Origin of the sequence: Pseudoxanthomonas sp. (assembly GCF_002863005.1) — a bacterium.
GTDB lineage: Bacteria > Pseudomonadota > Gammaproteobacteria > Xanthomonadales > Xanthomonadaceae > Pseudoxanthomonas_A.
In genome coordinates, this window is the sequence record NZ_PKDG01000047.1 from 1 (window position 1) to 21,652 (window position 21,652).

The following is a 21,652-nucleotide window of genomic DNA, read 5'->3' on the forward strand; positions in this document are numbered from 1 at the left end:
GCCCTCCCCGCTCTGAACGGAGACTCCCGTGCTTGAGCTGCTGATCGTTTTTGCCCTGGTGCTGTTGAACGGCTTCTTCGCCATGTCCGAGATGTCGGTCATGACCTCGCGCAAGAGCCGGCTGAAGCAGATGGCCCAGACCAGCCATCGCGCGCAGCGCGCACTCGACCTGTCGGAGAAGCCGGAGAACTTCCTGTCGACCGTACAGATCGGCATCACGCTGATCGGCGTCCTGACGGGCACCTTCGGTGGCGATGCCATCGGCAGCGCGATCGGGGCATGGCTTGTTTCCACCGTTCCGGCCTCCGCGCCCTATGCGTCCAAGATCGGCGTGGGCGTGGCGGTCGCGCTGATCACCTATCTGACGCTGATCTTCGGCGAACTGGTGCCCAAGCGTCTGGCGATCACCCGTCCGGAGACCATCGCTGGTTTCGTCGCCGTCCCGATGGGATGGCTGGCCAAGCTCACGGCCCCTGCGGTTGCCCTGCTTGCCTTCAGTACGCGCCTGGTGCTCCGCGTATTCGGCCTGGCGGACGACAACAAGGAAGCGGTCACCGAAGAGGAAATCCGCATGCTCGTGTCCGAAGGACACGAGGCAGGCGTGATCGACGCCGACGAACGCAACATGATGAACCGCGTGCTGCGCCTGGGCGATCGCACGGCGGACAGCCTGATGACGCCGCGCAAGAAGATCACGTGGCTGGATGCGGCGGCACCGTACGAAGACAACATGCGGACGATGCATGATTCCGCGTTCTCCCGTTTCCCCGTGTATCGCGGCAACGATCAGGACGTTGTCGGCGTGCTGGAAGTGAAATCGCTGCTGGACCGCTTCGGCGTCGCCCAGCCCGACCTGTTCATCAAGCTGCGCGAGCCGCTGTTCGTGTCCGAATCGACCCACGCGATGAAGCTGCTGGAAATCTTCCGCGAGGAACAGCAGTCGCTGGCGCTGGTGGTCGACGAGTATGGCGAAATCCAGGGCCTGGTCACCCAGAGCGACCTGATGGGTGCCGTGGTCGGCCGCCTGCAGGCCACGGAGAACACCGAAGACGCGCCGCTCGTCGTGGTTCGCGAGGATGGATCGCTGCTGGTGGACGGCTCGCTGCCCAACGACGACCTGCGCGAGCTGATGGGTGGGGTGGCGCTGCCGGACGACGACGAATACAACACGGTCGCCGGCCTGATGATCGAGCGCTTCGGCCGCATCCCGCATGTCGGCGAACGGCTGGACTGGGCCGGCTGGCGGTTCGAGGTGGTCGACCTGGACGGCGCACGCATCGACAAGCTGCTGCTGCAGAAGCTGCCTGAAATCGATGAAGACCTGGCCATCTGACATGGCCGTCGACGAAACACCGCACCACACCAGCACTGCCGCGCTGCTCGACGGCTTCGCGACCGGCGATCCCGACGAGGTGCTGCGGATCGGCGACCTGCTCAAGGATTTCGGCCCGGCGGCGTTCGGCATGCTGCTCTTCATCGGCGTACTGCCGGCCTTCATCCCGGTGCCGGGCGTCGGCGGCGCCATCGGCGGCCCGATGGTGGTCCTGGTGGGCGTGCAGTTGCTGCTCGGCATGCGCAAGGTCTGGCTGCCGGCCTTCCTGGCCCATCGGGGGCCGCACCGCAGCACGATGATCCGCTTCCGCCAGCGCATGGCGCCATGGCTGCGCCGCCTGGAGAAGCTGGTGCGACCGCGCATGGCAGGCTTCCTCGACAACCGTATCGCGCTGAGCTTCACCGGCTTGCTGCTGGTGTTGCTGGGCGTCCTGCTGGCGCTGCCGATTCCCTTCACCAACTACGTGTTCGGCTTCCTGCTGCTGCTGTTCGCGCTGGCGCTGCTCGAGCGCGACGGCGCGCTGCTGCTGGTGGGCTGGATCGCAGGCGGCATCGCGGTGGTCGTGTTCGGCTTTCTGTCGGGGAACCTGGTGGAAGCGACCAGTGCGCTGATCGCAAAGTGGTTCTAGGCGGCACGCTTCTGTAGGAGCGACGTCAGTCGCGACCGCCGAATCGAGATACCTGCGACCGTCCGTCCGACAGCAATGCGGCAGCAATGAGAACCTTCGAAAGGCACCCGTGTTATTCAGGCGTACGGTCGCGACTGACGTCGCTCCTACAGAAAGCCACCGCCTGTTACGCGATCAGCTGCGCGAACTCCGCCGCAGTCACCGGATATCCCAGCCAGTAACCCTGTGCCAGGTCGCAGCCGCGCTCGCGCAGCAGGTTGAACTGGCCTTCCTTCTCCACACCCTCGGCGACGACGGTGATGCCCAGTGAGTGCGCCATCGCGATGATCGCGGTGGTCAGCGCCAGGTCGTCCGGGTCGCGCAGCATGTCGGCGATGAAGCTGCGGTCGATCTTCACGCCGTCCACCGGCACGCGGCGCAGGTGGCTCAGCCCGGAGAAGCCGGTGCCGAAGTCGTCCAGCCACACCTTCACGCCGGTGCGGTGCAGCGTGGCCAGCAGCGCGCTGGCGTGCGCCTCGTCGCTGATGACGGCGGTCTCGGTCAGCTCCAGGTGCAGGCGCGATGCCGCCAGGCCGGTGTCGCGCAGGCACTCTGCGACCACATCCGGCAGGTCGCCGCTTCGCAACTGGCGCGGCGACACGTTGACCGAAACGAACAACGGATCCAGCGCGTCGCGCTCGGTGCTCCAGCGCGCGGCCGCGGCACAGGCGGCGCGCAGCACGCGCGGACCGATGCTCTCGATCAGTCCGCTCTGTTCGGCCACGTCGATGAACACCGACGGTGCCACCATGCCCAGCTCCGGATGTTGCCAGCGCAACAACGCTTCGGCACCGACGATGCGGCTGTCGGCCATGCGGAATACCGGCTGGTACATCAGGCTGAGTTCGCCGCGCTCCCACGCGCCCCGCAGCTCCTGCTCCATGCGCACGCGGCGTTCGACGGCCTGGTCCATCGCGCGGCTGTAGAAGCGGTAGCAGTTCTTGCCCGCCACCTTGGCCTGGTACATCGCGATGTCACCGTTCTTCATCAGCGCGGTGGCGCCGGAGGCATCCTCCGGGAACAGCGTGATGCCGATCGAGGTGCCCAGAAATACCTGACGTTCCTGCACGACGATCGGGCGACCCAGCTCCGCGACCAGTTTCTCCGCCAGGCGGGTCGCGCTGCCGCGCACGTCGCCGTCCTGGATCAGGATCACGAACTCGTCGCCACCGAAGCGCGCGAGCAGCGCATCGTCGCCGCCCATCAGTTCGACCGCGTCGCGGATGCGGTGCGCGAACTGCTGCAGGACCTCATCGCCGGCCTCGTGGCCCAGCGTGTCGTTGACGCGTTTGAAGTCGTCGATGTCGGCGAACAGCAGCGCCAGCTGGCGGCCGGCGCCGCGCAACATCATCAAGCGATGGTCCAGGCTTTCACGGAACGCCAGCCGGTTGGTCAGACCGGTCAGCGAATCGGTGTAAGCCATGCGTCGCACGTCGCGGTCGTGCCGCGCGATGCTGTCGCTCATCGTGCCGAACGCACGGACGAGCTCGCCCACTTCATCCTGGCGTTCGCTGGCCATGCGCTCGCCGTTGTAGTTGCCCACTTCGATGTCGTGCGCCGCACGAGCCAGCTCGCGGATCGGCCTGACCAGCGTGCGCTGCGCATACACCATGATGGTCACGCACACCGCCACCAGCGCGGCGAGCAACAGCGCGATCCAGCCCAGGTGGCGCGCGCCGAGTTCGTTGAGACGCTCGCGCGCGGCAGTGATCGCCTTTTCTTCGTACGCACGCACGGAGGCCACCGAATAGCCCACGCGCACGCCGCCGATGCGCTCGCTGCCGATCATGATCGGTTCGGACACGTCCACGATCTGCGCCGACCACTGCGTGTGCATGCTGCGCGCATTCACCGCTTCGTAGGCCAGCGGATCGGTCATGGTCTGCCCGTACACCGCGATGTCGGCGGTACCGTCGTGGATGATCCGGCCCTGGTTGTCGTAGACCAGCACGTAGCTGACGTCAGGCTCCTTCTGGGCGGAACGGACGATGCTGCCGATGGTGTCCAGGTCGAAGTAGTACAGCGGATTGGCCAGCGCATCGCCCAACTGGTCGACGGTGGCCTCGCCGTGGCGGCGCAGGCTGTCTTCGACCATGCCGTGCATCGCTTCGCGGCCGAGGTCCGCGACTTCCTGCTGCATCACCTTCTGGCGGTGCAGCAGCGTACCGAGCAGCGCGATCACCACCACCAGCATCAAGGCCATCGCGGCGAGGAAGCGCGCCTGCAGGCCGAATTTCAATGGCTTCATTCGACCTGCTCCCGGACGCGGGTCACGCCACGGCGCAGGTCGTCGAGCGCCTGCTGCGATGCAGGATCGACCGGCAGGAAGCGGGTGGTGCGGAAGAAGACGTTCAGCGCGTCGCGCGCAGCTGGATCGCTGGCCGCCTCCAGCAGCACCTCGCGCAGGCGCGCCTCCACCCGGGGATCGAGGTCGCCGCGCACCATCTCGAGCGCGCGCGGGAAATCCTGCGTCTCGTGGATCACGCGGAAATCGCGGCGGAATGCCGGCGGCATGCGTCGCACATCGTCCCAGTCCAGGTTGCTGACCACGCCGGCATCGACCAGGCGCTTGTGCACCCAGGCCGCGATGTTGAGCTCGGAGCGGGCGAACACATAACCGACCGAGTCGGCCGAGGGCCGGTCCATCGGCGAGAGCAGGATCTCCATCCGCTGCCCTGCATCCAGCAAGGCGACCGATGGCGCGAAGTAGGCACTGGTCGATGCGGTGTTCTGGAACGCCACCGTCCGCCCCTTCAGGTCGGTCAGGCGCTCCAGTCCGCTGTCGCGCCGGACGAAGAACACGCCGTGGTAGCGGCTGACGCCCCCCCGCTCGGTGAGCAGCAACGGCCGCGCGCCGGCGCGTTCCTGCAGCCGCATGCCGGTACCCGCCGTCTCGGTGACCCAGTCGACCCGGCCGCGGCGCAGGTAGCTGGTCATCTGCTGCGCGTCGCGCGCCATCAGGATTCGGCCTTCGGTGATGCCGACATCGCGCATGCGCGGGACCACATAGTCCAGAAGCGGCTTCAGCTGTTCGTAGTGCGCCTTCGGATCGTCGCTGATGCGGCCGAGGACCAGGACGCGCTCATCGCCCGCGGCGTGGGCCGGGACGATGGTGGCGGGGAGCAGGGCTGCGCCGATCGCGGCCAGCGCCAGGCTGAACCAGGTTGTACGCAACGATAGGCGCCCGCCAGAACGATGGCGGCAGCCTATCGGAAAACGTGAGCTCAAGACAGTGATCCGGTCCCGCGATCGCCCGCCAGCCGGGCCATGCGCTGCGCGTCGGCCAGGATGCCGCGCAGCAGGCGCACCTCCTGCTCGTTCAGGTCGGCCTTGGCGAACAGGCGGCGCAGCTTGCGCATCGCCGAATCGGGTGTGCGCCCCTTGTGGAAATCGATCGCGTCCAGCGTGTCGCGCAACTGGCCGAAGAACCCCTCCATGTGGGCATGGCTGGCGGGCACCTCGTCCGGGTGACGCGGTTCCGCAGGCGTCGGCACCGCGCCTTCCAGCAAGGCGAGCCTGAGCTCGTAGGCCAGGACCTGCACGGCGGCCGCCAGGTTCAACGAGCTGTAGGCGGGATTGGCCGGGATGTGCACGGCGGCATGGCAGAGCTGCAGCTCCTCGTTGCTCAGGCCGGTACGCTCGCGACCGAAGACCAGCGCCACTTCGCCGCCTTCGGAGGCCCGGCCCACCGCGAGCGCGGCGGCCTGCCGCGGCGCGTGCTCCTCGAGCTGCACGCGGCGGCTGCGCGCGGTGCACCCCAGAACCAGATGACAATCCGCCACGGCCTCGGCCAACGTGGCCACGACGGGGGCATCGCCGAGCAGGTCATCGGCGCCGGCGGCGCGCCGGTAAGCCTCTTCGGCCGGATAGTCCTCGGGGGCCACCAGCACAAGCCGGGCGAGGCCCATCGTCTTCAGTGCGCGCGCGGCGGCGCCGATGTTGCCGGGGTGCTGGGTGCCGACCAGCACGACGCGCAGGCGGGCGGCCGTGGCCGGGGAGACGGAATCTGGAACGGAAACGGGCGTGTTCATGGGGGCAAATGGTAAACTGCGCGGGCCGGCCACTGCGCCGTGCTGCTCTTTTCCACTCGTTTGCCCCACCCCACGCCTGTCCGAGGTTCGTTCGCATGCAGAAGCCCGTCGTCACCGTCATGACCAAGGCCGCCCGCCTGGCAGGCAACGTGCTGTTGCGCAGCATCAACAAGCTGGATGCGCTGAACGTGGTGCAGAAGGAGCGGATGGACTACGCAAGCGAAGTCGATGCCGATGCCGAGAAGGTCATCATCAAGGAGCTGCGCCGGGCCTACCCGGATTACGGCTTCGTCGGCGAGGAAAGCGGCGCCCAGATCAACGGCCGCTACACTTTCGTGATCGACCCGCTCGATGGCACCAGCAACTACCTGCGCGGCTTCCCGCACTACTGCGTGTCCATCGCGCTGGTGGACAACGGCGAACCCACCGATGCGGTGATCTTCGATCCGCTGCGCAACGACCTGTTCACCGCCAGCCGCGGCGCCGGCGCCCAGCTCAACGAGCGCCGCATCCGCGTGGCCGACCGCAAGGACCTGGCCGGCACCGTCATCACCACCGGCTTCCCCCCGCGCGAGCGCGCCCGTGCCGGTGCGCAGCTGGAATGCGTGCGCGAGTTGCTGGTGCACGCCGAGGACATCCGCCGTACCGGCTCGGCCGCGCTCGACCTGGCCTACGTGGCCTGCGGTCGCGTCGATGCCTACTTCGAGGCCGGCGTGAAGGACTGGGACATCGCGGCCGGCGTGCTGCTGGTGCGCGAAGCCGGTGGCAAGGTCTGCGACTTCCGTGGCGCCGCGCTCGGCAAGATCGACGGCCGAACCGCCCTGCCCCGCCAGATCGTGGCCGGCAACCTCAAGGTGGCCGAAGCGCTGCAGAAGACGATCGTCTCGTCGGGTTACGCGGCTTCGTTCAACGGCTGACCGCCTGCTTGTACCTGTAGGAGCGACGTGAGTCGCGACCGGAAACCGGAACATGCGGGAAGGGTCGGCCAAGCGTTGGCCTGACCTGATCGACCGTCGCCGGACCATGTGATCCTTTCGATCTGGCCGTACGGTCGCGACTGACGTCGCTCCTGCAGAAGTCGCCCAAAGAAAAAGGCCACGCATTGCGTGGCCTTTTTCGTACCTGAACGACGCCGCTTACGGGCGACGCGCCAGCAGCGCTTCGTCCTTGGCCTTGGGCATCAGGTCCTGCTTGGTGACCTTCAGGAAGCCGAGGGTCAGCAACGGGCAGGCCACGAAGATCGAGGAGACCGTGCCGATCACGATGCCGATCATCTGCGAGATCGCCATGCCTTCCAGCGAGCCACCGCCATACAGGTACAGCGCCAGCACCGTCAGGAACGCGACGAACGAGGTGATGATCGTGCGGGACAGGGTCTGGTTGACCGAGCGGTTCAGCACTTCGACCGGCTCCACGCGCAGGCTGCGGAAGTTCTCGCGCACGCGGTCGAACACGACGATGGTGTCGTTGATCGAGAAGCCCATCACCGACAGCAGGCCGGCCAGGATGGTCAGGTCGAACTCGCGGCCGGTCAGCGCGAAGAAGCCGGCGCAGATCAGCACGTCGTGCAGGGTGGTGACGATGGCCGCCACGGCGAACTTCCATTCGAAGCGCGCGGCGATGTAGATCAGGAACCCCACCACCACGAACAGCAGCGTGTACAGGCCATTCAGCGCCAGCTCCTTGCCGACCTGGGGGCCGACGAATTCGCTGCGCATCACCGTCGCCTGGTTGTCCGGGCTGGAAGCCAGGCGGACGACGTCCTGCGCGGTTCGGTTGGTGGCATCCAGGCCGGCGGGGCCCTCTTCGGCCGCCGCTTCTTCCCGTGGCTGCAGGCGGACCAGCAGGTCGCTGCCCGTGCCGAAGGTCTGGACCTGGGCGCTGCCGTAGCCGGCCGTCTCCAGGCGCGAGCGCACGGCATCCACATCGGGCGCCTTCTGGAAGCGCAGTTCCACCACGGTGCCACCGGTGAAGTCGAGCGCGAAGTTGAATCCCTTGAAGGCGATGGCGCCGATCGCCACCACGGCCATGATCACGGCGATGGAAATCGAGATCCAGCGCAGCCGCATGAAGTCGATGCGGGTATCGTTGGGGACGAGATGTAGCGGGAAGAGTTTCATGGTTCGGTTGCTCTCGTCAGATGGCCAGCGACTTCAGCTTGCGGCGGCGGCCGTAGATCAGGGTGGCCAGGCCGCGCGAGACGGTCACGGCGGTGAACACCGAGGTCAGGATGCCGATCACCATCGTGATGGCGAAGCCCTTCAGCGGGCCGGTGCCGAACGCGTACAGCGCCACGCCCGCCAGCAGCGCGGTCATGTTGGAGTCGAAGATGGTGCCCGACGCCTTGTCGTAGCCGGTGGCGATGGCGGCCAGCGGCGGCACGCCCGCCCGCAATTCTTCGCGTATGCGCTCGTTGATCAGCACGTTCGCGTCAACGGACATGCCGATGGTCAGGGCCAGGCCGGCGAAGCCGGGCAGTGTCATGGTGGCGCCGAACAGCGACATCACCGCGACCACCATCACCAGGTTGAGCAACAGCGCCACGCAGGTGATCACGCCGAACATCCGGTAGTACACCAGGAAGAACGCGAGCGCGAAGATGAAGGAGTACACCACCGCCTTGGTGCCGCGGGCCACGTTCTCGGCGCCCAGGCTGGGGCCGACCACGCGTTCCTCGATGAAGTCCATCGGCGCGGCCAGGGAACCGGCACGCAACAGCTTGGCCAGGTTGTCGGCCTCGGTCTTTTCCAGGCCGGTCGTCTGGAAGTTCTTGCCGAACACGCCGGCGATGCGGGTCGGCGCCAGGGCTTCCTCGCGCACGCGCACGCTGCGCACTTCCTTGCCGTCGACCATCGTCACCGTCGGGACGCGCTCGATGTAGACGACCGACATCAGCTTGCCGACGTTGGCGCTGGTGTAGTCGAACATCCGCTGGCCGGCGATGTTGTTGAGGGTCACGTCGACCGCGGGCAGGCCGTTGTTGTCGACGCCCACGCGGGCATTGACCATCTCGTCGCCCGAAGCGAGCACGCGCTTGTTGAGCAGCACCGGACCGGCGTTGTCGCGCAGCTGGTAGACCTTGGCTTCCGGCGGGATGCGGCCGCTGGCCACGGCGTCGGCAGCATTGCCTTCCACCACGGCGCGGAATTCCAGCGTGGCGGTCGCGCCGATCAGGCGCTTGGCTTCGGCGGTGTCCTGCACGCCGGGCAGCTGCACGACGACGCGATCGTTGCCCTGGCGCTGGATGATGGGCTCGGCGACACCGATCTCGTTGACGCGATTGCGCAGGGTGGTGAGGTTCTGCTCGATCGCCTCGGAGGCGATCTGGTCCAGCTCCGCCTGCGGCAGTCCGATGGTGATCTGGTTGCCGCTCGCCTGATAGGTCAGGCCGGCGCCTGCCGCGAGCGTGCCGGCGTTGCCACCGCGCGCACTCAGGGTCTGCGCCAGCGCCTGCTGCGCCGCGGCCACGTCCTCGCCATCCGCGAGCGTCACGAGCAGCGTGTTGTCGGGGCGCCGCTCGACCGCCGTATAGCGGATGCGCTTGTCGCGCAGGGTGACGCGCACGTCTTCCAGATAGCCATCGATGCGCTTGTCCAGCGCAGCCTTCTGGTCGACCTGCATCACGAAGTGCACGCCGCCCTGCAGGTCAAGGCCCTGCACCATCGAACGCGCACCGAGCTTGCCCAGCCAGTCGGGCACCGTGGATGCCAGGTTCAGCGCCACCAGATAGTCTTCGCCCAGTGCCTGGCGCAGTGCGTCGTTGGCCTTGGTCTGCGCGTCCAGGCCGGGCAGGCGGACCAGCAGGGTGCCGTCGTCGACCTCGACCTGCTTGGGCTGCACGCCCGCCTGCTTCAGTGCGGTATCGACGCGGGCACGCAGCGCGTCATCGACGGCGAAGCCGCGATTGGCGGTGATCTGCACGGAGGGATCCTGGGGGTAAAGGTTGGGAAGCGCGTACAGCGCGCTCGCCAACACGACGATCAGGATCAGGACGTATTTCCAGCGAGGGAATTCAAGCATCGTGGCAACCCGCGCATGCCCTTCCCGGGCATGCGCTCAGCGGTGGTTCGGAACAGCGGGAATCGCGCGGGCCAGACCCGCCGGCGAGAGGAAACGGATCAGGCGGACTTCAGGGTGCCCTTCGGCAGCACATTGCCGACGGCGGCCTTCTGCACGCGGACGCGCACGTTGTCGGCCACTTCCAGGGTCACGAAGTTGTCGCCGATGTCGGTGACGGTGCCTGCGATGCCACCCGAAGTGATGACTTCGTCGCCCTTGGACAGCTTGTCCAGCATGGAGCGGTGCTCCTTGGCGCGCTTCATCTGCGGGCGGATCATCAGGAAGTACATGATGGCGATCAGCGCGATCGGCATCAGCAGGCCGAAGCCGCCCATGCCCTGCTGGGCCGGGGCGGCCTGGGCGATCACGGGGGCAACGAAGAACTCAAGCAGATTCATGGACTTGTCCATTGGGTATGAAAAGCAGCCGGGGATTATGCCACGCGCCGGGAAGGCCCGCCCGGCCTCCCCAGTCGGCCCGGACCGGAAAAGACCGCGTCGGCGCCGGATGGTTCCCGGCCGGCGGTCCGGAAATGCACCGCAGAGGACTTCGCCTCCGCCACGAAGCCTGCAGGAGCGCCCCACGGGCGCGATGCCCTTCCGGACGGCCGAAGGAGATCATCGCGGGCATGGCCCGCTCCTACAGAAGCCTCTGGCGGCGTGCGGCCCGGTATCCCGGCTAAGGCGCCGGGTCGATCCCGCGGGCCGCGTAGAAAGCGGCCCGGAAGTCGGCGAATCGTCCTTCGGCGATGGCCGCGCGCATCTGCGCCATCACCTGCTGGTAGTACCAGAGGTTGTGCAGGGTGCCGAGCATGGGAGCGAGCATTTCATTGCAACGGTCCAGGTGGCGCAGGTAGCTGCGGGTGAAGCCGTTGCGGCAGGCATAGCAGCCGCAGCCGGGCTCGATCGGCTGCAGGTCGTGCTCGTACTTGGAATTGCGGATGCGTACCGTGCCGAACGAGGTGAAATAGTGGCCGTTGCGCGCGTTGCGGGTCGGCATGACGCAGTCGAACATGTCCACGCCGCGCGCCACCGCTTCCACCAGGTCCTCCGGCCGGCCCACGCCCATCAGGTAGCGCGGCTGGTCCGTCGGCAATTGCGGGCACGTGTGGTCCAGCGTGGCGTTGCGCTCCTGTTCGGTCTCGCCCACCGCGAGTCCGCCGATCGCGTAACCATCGAATCCGATCGCCTTCAGTCCGTCCGCCGATCGCGAGCGCAGGTGATGGTGCACGCCGCCCTGCACGATGCCGAACAGCGCAGCGTCGTTGCCTTCATGTGCGCGCTTCGAACGCTCGGCCCAGCGCAGCGACAGTTCCATCGACCGTTCGATCACCCGCGGGTCGACCGGCTTGCCATCGACGTTCACCGGCGGGCACTCGTCGAAGATCATCACGATGTCCGAGCCCAGCACGCGCTGGATGTTCATGCTCTCTTCGGGGCCCAGGAACACCTTGCTGCCGTCCACCGGCGAGGCGAACGTCACGCCCTGCTCGGTGATCTTGCGCCGGTGCGCCAGCGAGAACACCTGGAACCCGCCCGAATCGGTGAGGATCGGCCTGTTCCAGCGAGCGAAGCCGTGCAGGCCGCCGTGCGCACCGATCACGTCCAGGCCGGGCCGCAGGTACAGGTGGAACGTGTTGCCGAGGATGATCTCGGCGCCCAGGTCCTCGACATGCTCCGGCAGGATGCCCTTCACCGAGCCGTACGTGCCCACAGGCATGAACGCGGGCGTTTCGATGGTGCCGCGCGGGAACGTCAGGCGTCCGCGGCGCGCGGCACCGTCGGTGGCCAGCAGGTCGAAGGACATGCGGCTCATGCGGCCGTCTCCGGGAACAGCAGCATCGCGTCTCCATAGGAAAAGAACCGGTACTGCTCGCGCACCGCATGGGCATAGGCGGCCATGATCCGGTCCTTGCCGGCGAACGCGCTGACCAGCATCAGCAGCGTGCTTTCCGGCAGGTGGAAATTGGTGACCATCGCATCGACGCTGCGGATGCGGTAGCCGGGGAAGATGAATATCTGGGTCTCGCCGGCGAAGGGGTGCAGTTCGCCGTCCCGCATGGCGGATTCCAGCGCACGCACGACCGTGGTGCCCACCGCGATCACGCGCCCACCGCGGGCACGCGTCGCACGCACCTGCTCGACCAACGCCGCACCCACGTTCAGCCATTCGCTGTGCATGTGGTGCTCGTGGATGTTGTCCACGCGCATCGGCTGGAAGGTGCCGGCACCGACATGCAGGGTCACGTGGCCGAACTCCACGCCTTGCTCACGCAACGTGGCCAGCAATGCGTCGTCGAAGTGCAGGCCGGCGGTCGGCGCAGCGACCGCGCCCAGTTCGCGCGCGAACACGGTCTGGTAGCGCTCGTCGTCGTCCTGGCCGGGCTCACGCTGGATATAGGGCGGCAACGGCAGGCGACCGGCCTTCTGCAGCCAGCTTTCGAGTGCGCCGGGCACATGGAAGCGCAACTGGTAGAACTCGCCGTCGCGGCCAACCACCTCCGCCTCGCCGCCGGCATCCAGCTGGATGCGGCTACCGGGCTTGGGCGACTTGCTGGCACCGACCTGGGCGCGCGCCGCGTTGTCCGGCAGCAGGCGCTCGATCAGGATCTCGACCCGTCCGCCGCTTTCCTTCTGCCCGAACAGTCGCGCCGGGATCACGCGCGTGTCGTTGAACACCAGCAGGTCACCGGGCCGCACCCACTCGGGCAGGTCGCGCACGTGGCGGTCCACGAACGGCACTTCGCCCGGCGGCACGACCAGCAGCCGGCTGGCGGAACGCTCCGGCAGCGGCGCCTGGGCTATCAGTGCCTCGGGCAACTCGAAATGGAAATCGGACTTCTTCACGTGCGGGGCCTTGCGGGGGCGTGCATTGTACGTGACCGGCCCGCGCGGCCCGCGCCCACTCAGCGCTCGAACTTGGTCGACAGCACGATGGACGAGGTGGTGCGCTCCACGCCATCCAGCGCGCCGATGCGGTCGGTCAGCACGTCCATGTCGCCCACGCTCGGCACCGCACCGATGGCGATCAGGTCGTGGCTGCCGCTGACCGAATGCAGCACGCGCAGTTCCGGCATCGCGCGCAGGGCGGCGACCACCGAGGTCATCTGCTTCGGATGCACGGCAATCATGATGTGCGCGCGCAGGTGGCTGCGGTCGTACTCGTCATGGACGCGGACGGTGTAACCGCTGATCACGCCCTCCCGTTCCAGCCGCTCGATGCGGCTCTGCACCGTGGTGCGCGACAGATTCAGCCGGCGGGCAATCTGCGCCGTGGAAGCACGCGCGTTCTCACGCAGCATTGAGAGCAGTTGCTGGTCGGCATCGGTGAGCTTCATTGATCAGGCGCGCTTCGTCGAATCGACGAAATATCCTCTAAATGCGCGCAGTTCACAACTGTCAAATGACGAATTATTCCCGATAATACGGGTTTGCCGCCTGCAGCCGGAGATTCCCATGGCCCTCACCGATGCCCTCGCCCCCCTGCGCGCCCACACGGGCCAGCGCCTGACCCTCGGCCTGGACGATGCCGCCATCGAACGCCTGGCCAAGGGCCATCCGGACCTGGCCGCCGTGATCGAGGCCGCCGCCGCCGAACACGCGCGCCTGAAGGACGAGTTCGCCGAGCTGTTCGACCTGGACGAAACCGAGCAGCTGCGCGCCGTGCAGGCCGGCTATGTCAACTTCTATGCCGATGACGCGATCAACCCCTACATCGCGCTGGCCGCGCGTGGTCCGTGGGTGGTCACCCTCAACGGTGCGGTGCTGTACGACGCGGGCGGCTACGGCATGCTCGGCTTCGGCCATACCCCGGCCGCGGTGATGGACGCGATGGCCCGTCCGCAGGTGATGGCCAACATCATGACCCCCAGCCTGTCGCAGCTGCGCTTCGATCGCGCCCTGCGCAACGAGATCGGCCATACCCGTGGCGGCTGCCCGTTCGCGAAGTTCCTGTGCCTCAACTCGGGTTCCGAATCCGTCGGCCTGGCCGCGCGCATCGCCGACATCAACAGCAAGCTGATGACCGACCCGGACGGCCGCCACGCCGGCCGCACCATCAAGCGCATCGTGGTGAAGGGCAGCTTCCATGGCCGCACCGAACGCCCGGCGCTGTACTCGGATTCCTCGCGCAAGTCCTACCAGCAGCACCTGGCCAGCTACCGCGGCGAAGATTCCGTCATCGCCATCCCGCCGTACGACGTGGATGCGCTGAAGCAGGCGTTCGCCGACGCCGAGGCCAAGGGCTGGTTCGTCGAAGCCGTGTTCCTGGAGCCGGTGATGGGCGAAGGCGACCCGGGCCGTTCCGTGCCGCCGGCGTTCTACGCGGCCGCCCGCGAACTGACCCGCAGCCACGGCAGCCTGTTCCTGGTGGATTCGATCCAGGCCGGCCTGCGCGCGCATGGCGTGCTGTCCATCGTCGACTACCCGGGCTTCGAGGGCCTGGATGCGCCGGACATGGAAACCTACTCCAAGGCGCTCAACGCCGCGCAGTACCCGCTGTCGGTGCTCGCCGTGAACGAGCGCGCCGCCGGCCTGTACCGCAAGGGCGTGTACGGCAACACGATGACGACCAACCCGCGCGCGCTCGACGTGGCCTGCGCCACGCTGTCCCAGCTGACCCCGCAGGTGCGCGAGAACATCCGCAAGCGTGGCGTCGAAGCGGTGCAGAAGCTGCAGCAGCTGCAGGCGGAGCTCGGCGGCCTGATCACCAACGTGCAGGGCACCGGCCTGCTGTTCTCGTGCGAGCTGTCGCCGGCGTTCAAGTGCTACGGCACCGGTTCGACCGAGGAATGGTTGCGCCAGCAGGGCCTGAATGTCATCCACGGCGGCGCGAACTCGCTGCGCTTCACCCCGCACTTCGCCATCGATGGCGAAGAGCTGGACCTGCTGGTCGGCATGGTAGGCAAGGCGCTGCGCGAAGGCCCGCGCATCAGCCAGGCCGCGGCGGCCTGATCGGCACGGCGGACGCGACGAAAAAGGCGAGCCTCGGCTCGCCTTTTTCTTTCGTAGGGTGGGTCTTGGCCCACCGTTGATCGCGCATGTGGATGGTGGGCCAAGGCCCACCCTACGGTTGTGCGGTGAAGCGATCCAGCGAGGCCTGGATCAGCGCCTTCGCTTCCTTCGCATCGCCATAGCCGTTGAGCTGGACCGGGTTGCGGCCCTTCGGCAGGTCCTTGTAGACACGGAAGAAGGCCTCGATGCGCTGTCGCTCGATTTCGGACAGGTCGGCGAGGTCGCGGATGCCGGCATAGGTCGGGTCGATCTTGTCCGTGGGCACGCCGATGATCTTCTCGTCGTGCTTGCCATCATCGAGCATGCGCAGCACGCCGATCGGCCGGAACTTCACCAGCACGCCCGGATGCAGGGGCTCGCGCGTCAGCACCAGCGCATCCAGCGGGTCGCCGTCGCCGGCCAGCGTGCGCGGCATCGAACCGTAGTTGGCCGGATACGCCACCGGCATCGACTGGAAACGGTCCACGAAGACCAGGCCTTCGTCGTTGATCTCGTATTTGGTGAAACTGCCCGCGGGAATCTCCACGGCCAGCAGCACCTCGCCCGGCGCGGCCTTCGGCTGCTGGGCGAGGAACGGATGACGGATGTGCGCTTCGCGGGCGAAGGCAGCACCCGCCGATACGGCGAGCACCATCGCGAGCAGCAGCGACGTCGTGCGCTTCGACATGCGGAAAGTCCTTGGATGGTCGGAGGGAGGGGTCATTCCCAGCACCGGTCGGCGCGACCCTTCAGGGTCTCGGCGCGGGTGCAGGTTCGTTCCTCGATGCGACCTTCCGCATGTTCGTTAAGCTGTTTGCCCGCGGCGCCGCCATCGACAAGGTCGAATGCGTCGTAGAGACGACCGGTCGCCGTGCGCGCCTCATAGCGTAGGCGCGGGCCATCGAAGCGGAGCACCTGGAACAACTGCGTGTCTTCGGCGACAGGACGCATGGTCTTGCGCGCTTCATCCGAAAGCCGGTACTGCTTGGCGCCGGTGACCGAGACGACGAACACCGGTGTCGGTGCTTCGTTCTTCAATCGACCATAGACGTGGTCGTGTCCCTGCAGCACCAGGTCCACCTTGCGCTTGCGGATCACCGGCAGCAGGTGCTGGCGCAACAGTACGTTGTCGCGCCCCTCGCGCGGCGAGAAGAACGGCTGATGGGTCAGCACGATGCTCCAGCGCTTGGGGTTGCTCGCCAAGACCCCATCCAGCCATGCCGCCTGCGCCCTCGCGGTGCCGAGGTCGAGTGCGGAGGTGCCATCAATCACAACCACGCGCACATCCTGGTAATCGAACCAGTACGTGGTCCGCTTCGCCTGCGCCACGCCGTTGTCCGGCAGCGCGAACGTCACCGGCCAGTGCGCACCCAGCACACGATGTTCCTGCGGGGTGTCCTCGAATTCCTCGAAATACTCGTGATTGCCCGGCGCCGGCGCGACGACCAGCGAGGTCGGCAGCACTTCGTTGGCCTCAAACCACTCGCCCCACTCGTTGTCGTCCTCGCCGTCGCCGCCACTGACCAGGTCGCCGGCGTACAGCGCGAGACGTGCATCCGGCGCCGCGCGCATCGCTTCGCGGACGACGCGGGTGGTGAGGCTGACGTTCTTGTTCTGGGTATCGCCGAAGTACAGCAGCGTCAGCGGCGTGCTTGCAGCTGCCGCCGTGCGCGTGTGGTGCCAGGCGCTCCAGGTGCGGTCGCCCTGCACGCGCCACGCGTACAGCGTGTCCGGCTGGAGGCCCGTGACATCCGCGCGATGGTGATGGGCTTCGCCATTCTCGGTTTTCAGCGGCGTGCTGGTCGCCGCGATGCTGCGCGGCTCACCCATGTCGGGCGAATCGCCCGCGACGACGATCTCCAGCGAGGGCGTGTCCACGCGCGCATCGGTGCGCCACGCCACCGAGAAACCCGTAGCGGCGTCCTGCGCGGGCGAGGCCACGATGCGATCCGGGAAGCCGCTCGGTGCATACCGCACGACGCCTTGCGGCACACGTATATTCGGCTCGGGCTGGCGCGCCGTCGCATCCTGCGCGAGCGATGCCGCGCAGGTCCCCAGCAACAGCGCGGCCAGCACCCACTTCATCCCCGCATCCCCTGCGTTCTTCATTCGACGCGGCACTCCGGCAGCGACAGCGCCTTGGCGATGTCACGCCAGTCGAACGCCGCCACCGCCTGGTCGTCGTCGACGGCATAGAACGCACCCTGCGGGAAGCGCGCATCGGCGCTCTGGTCCAGCCACACGCCGTCGGTGTTCGCGGTCTTGTTGCCGGCGAACGCGCCCTTGTACGCCAGCGTGATGCGCTCGAACACGTGGAACACGCTGCGGTCCTTGAACTGGTCGGTGGCGATCCAATAGCCAGTGCCACCCGCGCACTGCGCCAGCGCCATGCCTTCGGCCTGTGCCTTGAACAGATCCGCGCCGATGTCGCGGCCGCGGTAGGTGCCGTCGAGGCCGTACTCGCGCAGGCGCGTGCCAACGGCGACATCCTCTTCCGCGAGCAACAGGCGGTCGTTCTCCGCATCGCCGAACACGGACTCCGCGATGCGAATCGCGCCGGCCTCGCCGGTGTCGCCGAACGTGCCGGCGAGCGTGGCCTTCCAGCCGCTCTCGGCGCGCTGCAGGTGGTAACGCTTGAAGCGCTGGCCCAGTTCGGCCAGCGGCGGTGGTGCGTCCTCGTTCTGCGGCGACATGTAGTTGTCGCTGACGATCACCTCGTACGCATCCTTCTGCGGTCGCACCCACAGGCCATACGGTTGCTTCAGGTCTTCCGCACCGAACACGAGCAGCGGCGTGAAGCCGGGCAGCTGGAAGACCTGCACACGACGGTTGTCGCGCTCGACCACCAATACCAGGTCGTCGATCACGGCGATGCCGTTCGGCCGCTGCATCTGCCCCAAAGCGCTACCCGGACCGGAAACGGTGCGCAGCTGCTTGCCCGTGCTGCCGTCGTAGACGACCAGGCGGTGCGTGTCCTTGGCGGTGGCGATCAGCCAGCGCGTCCCATCGGGCGCCCGCCAACTGGCGGGCGAATCGACGTTCTCCGCCGGCGTCGCGGGGGTGATGAAGGCTTCCGGCACCACGACGTGGGCGGTCTTCGCCTCGCTCAGCAGCGGATCCTTCTCGACATTCTCGTCGGGCTCTTTCTCGCGCGCAGGCGCCTGTGGCACCGGGTCGGCCGCAACCGGCGCATTGGGCTTGCCGCCGCAGGCGGCCAGCAGGAGAGGGAGGGCAAGCAGGACGAGACGTGGTTTCACCGGTTTCCCCATGACATGTAGGCGTCAACAAACTGCCATGTTCTACGCAGGCGTGATGACATTTTCGTGTCAGTGCACTGCATGCGGATACCTGTCACCACACAGGAACCTGCGTGTCATGTTTCCGCCATGTGACGTGTTTACAAAGTGCCGTTTACTTTCGTCACGGGGACGACACACATGAAACGCAATGCCTTGGCCGCCTCACTCGCACAGGCGCTGTTCTGCGCTGCCCTGCTTCCGGCCAGTCTCGCTGCCTCCGCCCAGAACCAGGCGCCGGACGCGGGCACCGCAGGCGATCCCAAGCAACTGGACACGGTGGTGGTGCAGGCCGAGATCGCCTACCGCGACCGCACCGACGACATCGCCCCCACGCTGGTCTATGACCTGGAGTACTTCCAGCGCTTCGAACCTAACACCGTGGGCGACATGCTCAAGCGCGTGCCGGGCGTGGGCTTCGTCGGCTCGGACATCATGGAATACGACGGCGTGCAGCTGCGCGGCCTGGGCGGCGGCTACACCCAGGTATTGATCAACGGCAAGAAAGTGCCCGGCGCCGGTGACGACCGCTCGTTCTACGTCGACCGCATCCCCGCGGAGATGGTGGACCACATCGAGATCAAGCGCAGCGCCAGCGCCAACCGTAGCGGCGATGCGATGGCGGGCGCGATCAACATCGTGCTGCGTGATGCCTACGAGTTCACCGGTAGTTACATCCGGGTCGGCGTGAACCGCTGGGACGACGGCGAGATCAACCCGACCTTCGGCGCCGTGACCTCGTTCGAAGCGCTCGGTGGCCGCCTGTTGGCCGGCATCAACGTGCAGGATCGCTACCGCGCGAAGTCCAAGCGCTCGGACCGCTTCACCGACAATACGCGTGAAGAGAAGATCAGCTGGGAAGACCAGACCGAGGTCAAGGACGGTCGAGACTATTCGGCGAACCTTTCCTACACCGCGGACGTGGGCGACAACGGCCGCTTCAGCATCGACGGCTTCTACGTCAAGACCGATCGCGATGTGACCGAGGTATCGTTCGAAGAAGAACTGGATGACGACGAGACTATCAACATCCGCGTGCCGGGCCTGGACCCGTACGACCAGAAGAACTACGGCGTCGGCGCCGAATACAAGTTCGACATGGCCGGCGGTACGACGGCCGTGAGCGTCGACCATGCGCGCTTCGAGAATTCGCAGGCCACCACCGAGGGCGAGCAGGTCTACGTCAGTGGTGCGGAGAACTGGGACGACACCTGGAGTATTCCCGCCGACGCAGAATGGGACGAGACCGTCTACAGCGCCGAATCCGTCACCGCCAAGGATTCCGAAACCGGCTTCAGGCTCACCCATGCGCGCCCGGTGGGTGGCGCCGAACTGGAGTTCGGCCTGGATTACCGCACCAAGAAGCGTGAAGGCCTGGTCGTCAGCTACGAATGGGAAGCCGACGAAGATGGCCAGACGCCCACCTCCCTGGCGGACTACGACCTCGACGGCAGCGTCGCCTCGGTGATCGAGGAGAAGCGCCTGGACCCGTACATCATGCTCAGCGGCAAGGGCGAGGCCTTCTCGTGGGAAGCGGGCTTGCGCTACGAGACCACGGAGTCGAAGGTGGAATACCTCGAAGACGAGGAAAGCGAAGGCCGCGTCAGCAAGGACTACAACGAACTGCTGCCGTCGGTGAACCTGCGCTGGAACCTGGGCGATGCGGACCGCATCAGCCTGTCGCTGGCCAAGACCATCAAGCGTCCGAACTTCAACGAACTGCTGCCGGCCCTGCTGGACGGCGAGTTCGGCGACAACGACTACATCGGCAACCCGGAACTGGACCCGGAGACCGCCAACGGCCTGGACCTCGGCTTCGAGCACCGCCTCGGCCGCAAGGGCGTGGTCGGTCTGAATTTCTTCTATCGCGACGTCAAGGACCTCATCGAGATCGTCAACACCGGCGAGCCCAGCGAAGAGATGCAGGACACCTGGGCCGACATGATCGACGATGGCGACGCCGTCGACCTGGCCGATGCGATGGCCCAGGAACCGGCTTCGAGTTGGCTGTACACGTCCTCCAACGTCGGCGACGGCAAGGTCTATGGCTTCGAATTCGATGTGTCCACGCCGCTGTCCGCCATCGGTTTGGAGAACACCGGCGTCTTCGCCAACTACTCGTGGGTGAAGTCCAAGGTGGACGACTTCCTCGGCGAGCGCCGCTTCAACGACCAGGCCAAGTCCGTCTACAACATCGGCTTCATCCAGGACCTGCCGACGCTGGGCGCCAGCTTCGGCGCGACCTACCGCAAGCAGGGCGACGCGTACACGCGCCTGCTGGGTGAAGAAGTGCTGATCCGCTACGGCGGCGAGCTCGACGTGTTCGTGGAGAAGCGCTTCGGCAAGAGCGTGTCGGTGCGCCTGAGCGCCAACAACCTGCTGGATGCGAGCAAGGACGAGTTCTTCGACAAGTTCAACACCCAACAGGACCAGATCGACCGCGACTACGACGAGTACGAGCTGGAAACCGAAGAAGCCGGCCCGAGCTATCAGCTGGTTATGCGCTGGGCGTTCTGATCCCCGATGTCCACACTCCAGGCAGAAAGCCGGCTCACGCCGGCTTTTTGCTTTGTAGGGTTGCGGAGTTTGATGCAGACTTCCCGCATCACCTGCCGCCCTGCCCTCGCCATGAAGACCGTCGAAGTCCGCCACCCGCTCGTCCAGCACAAGATCGGCCTGTTGCGGAACGCCGGCCTCAACACCAAGGATTTCCGCGAACTGGTGACCGAGCTGGGCACCCTGCTGGCCTACGAGGCCACCGCAGACCTGGAACTGACGACCGAAACGATGGCGGGCTGGGCCGGGCCGGTGGCGGTGAAGAAGATCGCCGGCGCCAAGATCACCCTGGTGCCGATCCTGCGCGCCGGCCTGGGCATGCTGCCGGGCGTACTCGCGCTGATCCCTACCGCGCGCGTCAGCGTGGTCGGCCTGCAGCGTGACGAGGAAACGCTGCAGCCGGTGCCCTACTTCGAGAAGCTGACCGGACGGCTGGAGGAGCGCGATGCGCTGATTCTCGACCCGATGCTGGCCACCGGCGGCACGCTGATCGCCACGATCGACATGCTCAAGCGCGCCGGGGCGAAGCGGATCAAGGGCATCTTCCTGGTCGCCGCGCCCGAAGGCCTGAAGGCGCTGGAAGCGGCGCACTCCGATGTCGAGGTCTACACCGCGGCCATCGACGAACGCCTCAACGACAAGGGCTACATCCTGCCGGGCCTGGGCGACGCGGGCGACCGCATCTTCGGCACGCGGATCGGCTGAAACCCCGCTGTTGT

The 21,652-nt window shown here is 66.8% G+C and carries 18 protein-coding genes; 6 read left to right on the forward strand and 12 right to left on the reverse strand.

Going from position 1 to position 21,652, the window contains the following annotated elements; translation table 11 throughout:
• Positions 1-28 precede the first annotated feature (28 nt).
• The gene (locus tag CYU89_RS15900; protein WP_296282529.1) at positions 29-1,333 is read left to right on the forward strand and encodes a hemolysin family protein; all 1,305 of its coding nucleotides are present in this window, start codon (positions 29-31) and stop codon (positions 1,331-1,333) included.
• Between the two features lies 1 nt (position 1,334).
• A complete protein-coding gene (locus CYU89_RS15905; RefSeq protein ID WP_296282530.1) occupies positions 1,335-1,961 on the forward strand; it encodes an exopolysaccharide biosynthesis protein in 627 nt (208 codons plus the stop codon).
• 166 nt (positions 1,962-2,127) lie between these two features.
• On the opposite strand, the gene CYU89_RS15910 is transcribed toward CYU89_RS15905, so the two are convergent.
• The 3 genes from CYU89_RS15910 to CYU89_RS15920 form a co-directional block, all read right to left on the reverse strand.
• Positions 2,128-4,248, reverse strand: coding sequence for a bifunctional diguanylate cyclase/phosphodiesterase (locus CYU89_RS15910; protein WP_296282531.1), 2,121 nt, complete (start codon positions 4,246-4,248; stop codon positions 2,128-2,130).
• Positions 4,245-5,138, reverse strand: coding sequence for a phosphate/phosphite/phosphonate ABC transporter substrate-binding protein (locus CYU89_RS15915; RefSeq protein WP_296282559.1), 894 nt, complete (start codon positions 5,136-5,138; stop codon positions 4,245-4,247). The genes CYU89_RS15910 and CYU89_RS15915 overlap by 4 nt, the downstream gene beginning before the upstream one ends.
• Positions 5,139-5,224: 86 nt before the next feature.
• Positions 5,225-6,031, reverse strand: a complete 807-nt coding sequence (locus CYU89_RS15920) for an RNA methyltransferase (protein WP_296282532.1) — start codon at positions 6,029-6,031, stop codon at positions 5,225-5,227.
• 95 nt (positions 6,032-6,126) lie between these two features.
• Here CYU89_RS15920 and CYU89_RS15925 point away from each other — a divergent pair, with 95 nt between their 5' ends.
• On the forward strand, positions 6,127-6,948 hold the full coding sequence (locus tag CYU89_RS15925) for an inositol monophosphatase family protein (RefSeq protein WP_296282533.1): 822 nt from the start codon (positions 6,127-6,129) through the stop codon (positions 6,946-6,948).
• Between the two features lie 219 nt (positions 6,949-7,167).
• Here CYU89_RS15925 and secF read toward each other — a convergent pair whose 3' ends face one another.
• The 6 genes from secF to CYU89_RS15955 all read right to left on the reverse strand — a co-directional run bounded on the left by secF (position 7,168) and on the right by CYU89_RS15955 (position 13,427).
• Complete coding sequence (gene secF, locus CYU89_RS15930; RefSeq protein ID WP_296282534.1) at positions 7,168-8,151, reverse strand: protein translocase subunit SecF; 984 nt, start codon at positions 8,149-8,151, stop codon at positions 7,168-7,170.
• 16 nt (positions 8,152-8,167) lie between these two features.
• A complete protein-coding gene (secD, locus tag CYU89_RS15935) occupies positions 8,168-10,051 on the reverse strand; it encodes a protein translocase subunit SecD (protein WP_296282535.1) in 1,884 nt (627 codons plus the stop codon).
• Positions 10,052-10,149: 98 nt separating this feature from the next.
• On the reverse strand, positions 10,150-10,488 hold the full coding sequence (gene yajC, locus CYU89_RS15940) for a preprotein translocase subunit YajC (protein ID WP_296282536.1): 339 nt from the start codon (positions 10,486-10,488) through the stop codon (positions 10,150-10,152).
• Positions 10,489-10,768: 280 nt separating this feature from the next.
• The gene (gene tgt, locus CYU89_RS15945; protein WP_296282537.1) at positions 10,769-11,905 is read right to left on the reverse strand and encodes a tRNA guanosine(34) transglycosylase Tgt; all 1,137 of its coding nucleotides are present in this window, start codon (positions 11,903-11,905) and stop codon (positions 10,769-10,771) included.
• A complete protein-coding gene (queA, locus tag CYU89_RS15950) occupies positions 11,902-12,936 on the reverse strand; it encodes a tRNA preQ1(34) S-adenosylmethionine ribosyltransferase-isomerase QueA (RefSeq protein ID WP_296282538.1) in 1,035 nt (344 codons plus the stop codon). Before queA ends, tgt begins: the two co-directional genes overlap by 4 nt.
• Positions 12,937-12,995: 59 nt before the next feature.
• Positions 12,996-13,427, reverse strand: coding sequence for an Lrp/AsnC family transcriptional regulator (locus CYU89_RS15955; RefSeq protein ID WP_192269829.1), 432 nt, complete (start codon positions 13,425-13,427; stop codon positions 12,996-12,998).
• A gap of 118 nt (positions 13,428-13,545) precedes the next feature.
• Between CYU89_RS15955 and CYU89_RS15960 the strand changes: the two genes are divergently transcribed.
• Positions 13,546-15,042, forward strand: coding sequence for an aminotransferase class III-fold pyridoxal phosphate-dependent enzyme (locus CYU89_RS15960; protein WP_296282539.1), 1,497 nt, complete (start codon positions 13,546-13,548; stop codon positions 15,040-15,042).
• Between the two features lie 112 nt (positions 15,043-15,154).
• On the opposite strand, the gene CYU89_RS15965 is transcribed toward CYU89_RS15960, so the two are convergent.
• The 3 genes from CYU89_RS15965 to CYU89_RS15975 form a co-directional block, all read right to left on the reverse strand.
• The gene (locus CYU89_RS15965; protein WP_296282560.1) at positions 15,155-15,736 is read right to left on the reverse strand and encodes an inorganic diphosphatase; all 582 of its coding nucleotides are present in this window, start codon (positions 15,734-15,736) and stop codon (positions 15,155-15,157) included.
• A gap of 65 nt (positions 15,737-15,801) precedes the next feature.
• A complete protein-coding gene (locus tag CYU89_RS15970; protein ID WP_296282540.1) occupies positions 15,802-17,190 on the reverse strand; it encodes a metallophosphoesterase family protein in 1,389 nt (462 codons plus the stop codon).
• Positions 17,187-18,251, reverse strand: coding sequence for a phytase (locus tag CYU89_RS15975; protein ID WP_296282561.1), 1,065 nt, complete (start codon positions 18,249-18,251; stop codon positions 17,187-17,189). The genes CYU89_RS15970 and CYU89_RS15975 overlap by 4 nt, the downstream gene beginning before the upstream one ends.
• A 267-nt stretch (positions 18,252-18,518) precedes the next feature.
• On the opposite strand from CYU89_RS15975, the gene CYU89_RS15980 reads away from it, so the two are divergent.
• Entirely contained in the window at positions 18,519-20,894 is a 2,376-nt protein-coding gene (locus CYU89_RS15980; protein WP_296282541.1) for a TonB-dependent receptor, read from the forward strand.
• 111 nt (positions 20,895-21,005) lie between these two features.
• Positions 21,006-21,638, forward strand: coding sequence for a uracil phosphoribosyltransferase (gene upp / locus CYU89_RS15985; protein ID WP_296282562.1), 633 nt, complete (start codon positions 21,006-21,008; stop codon positions 21,636-21,638).
• Positions 21,639-21,652 lie beyond the last annotated feature (14 nt).

What these genes read in the sequence shown, in the direction of transcription:
- CYU89_RS15980 (WP_296282541.1), top strand. Translation starts at nt 18,519, where the DNA reads ATGAAACGCAATGCCTTGGCCGCCTCACTCGCACAGGCGCTGTTCTGC.
- CYU89_RS15925 (WP_296282533.1), top strand. Translation starts at nt 6,127, where the DNA reads ATGCAGAAGCCCGTCGTCACCGTCATGACCAAGGCCGCCCGCCTGGCA.
- CYU89_RS15905 (WP_296282530.1), top strand. Translation starts at nt 1,335, where the DNA reads ATGGCCGTCGACGAAACACCGCACCACACCAGCACTGCCGCGCTGCTC.
- yajC (WP_296282536.1), bottom strand. Translation starts at nt 10,488, where the DNA reads ATGAATCTGCTTGAGTTCTTCGTTGCCCCCGTGATCGCCCAGGCCGCC.
- CYU89_RS15920 (WP_296282532.1), bottom strand. Translation starts at nt 6,031, where the DNA reads ATGAACACGCCCGTTTCCGTTCCAGATTCCGTCTCCCCGGCCACGGCC.
- CYU89_RS15955 (WP_192269829.1), bottom strand. Translation starts at nt 13,427, where the DNA reads ATGAAGCTCACCGATGCCGACCAGCAACTGCTCTCAATGCTGCGTGAG.
- CYU89_RS15965 (WP_296282560.1), bottom strand. Translation starts at nt 15,736, where the DNA reads ATGGTGCTCGCCGTATCGGCGGGTGCTGCCTTCGCCCGCGAAGCGCAC.
- secD (WP_296282535.1), bottom strand. Translation starts at nt 10,051, where the DNA reads ATGCTTGAATTCCCTCGCTGGAAATACGTCCTGATCCTGATCGTCGTG.
- tgt (WP_296282537.1), bottom strand. Translation starts at nt 11,905, where the DNA reads ATGAGCCGCATGTCCTTCGACCTGCTGGCCACCGACGGTGCCGCGCGC.
- upp (WP_296282562.1), top strand. Translation starts at nt 21,006, where the DNA reads ATGAAGACCGTCGAAGTCCGCCACCCGCTCGTCCAGCACAAGATCGGC.
- CYU89_RS15910 (WP_296282531.1), bottom strand. Translation starts at nt 4,248, where the DNA reads ATGAAGCCATTGAAATTCGGCCTGCAGGCGCGCTTCCTCGCCGCGATG.
- CYU89_RS15970 (WP_296282540.1), bottom strand. Translation starts at nt 17,190, where the DNA reads ATGAAGAACGCAGGGGATGCGGGGATGAAGTGGGTGCTGGCCGCGCTG.
- secF (WP_296282534.1), bottom strand. Translation starts at nt 8,151, where the DNA reads ATGAAACTCTTCCCGCTACATCTCGTCCCCAACGATACCCGCATCGAC.
- CYU89_RS15960 (WP_296282539.1), top strand. Translation starts at nt 13,546, where the DNA reads ATGGCCCTCACCGATGCCCTCGCCCCCCTGCGCGCCCACACGGGCCAG.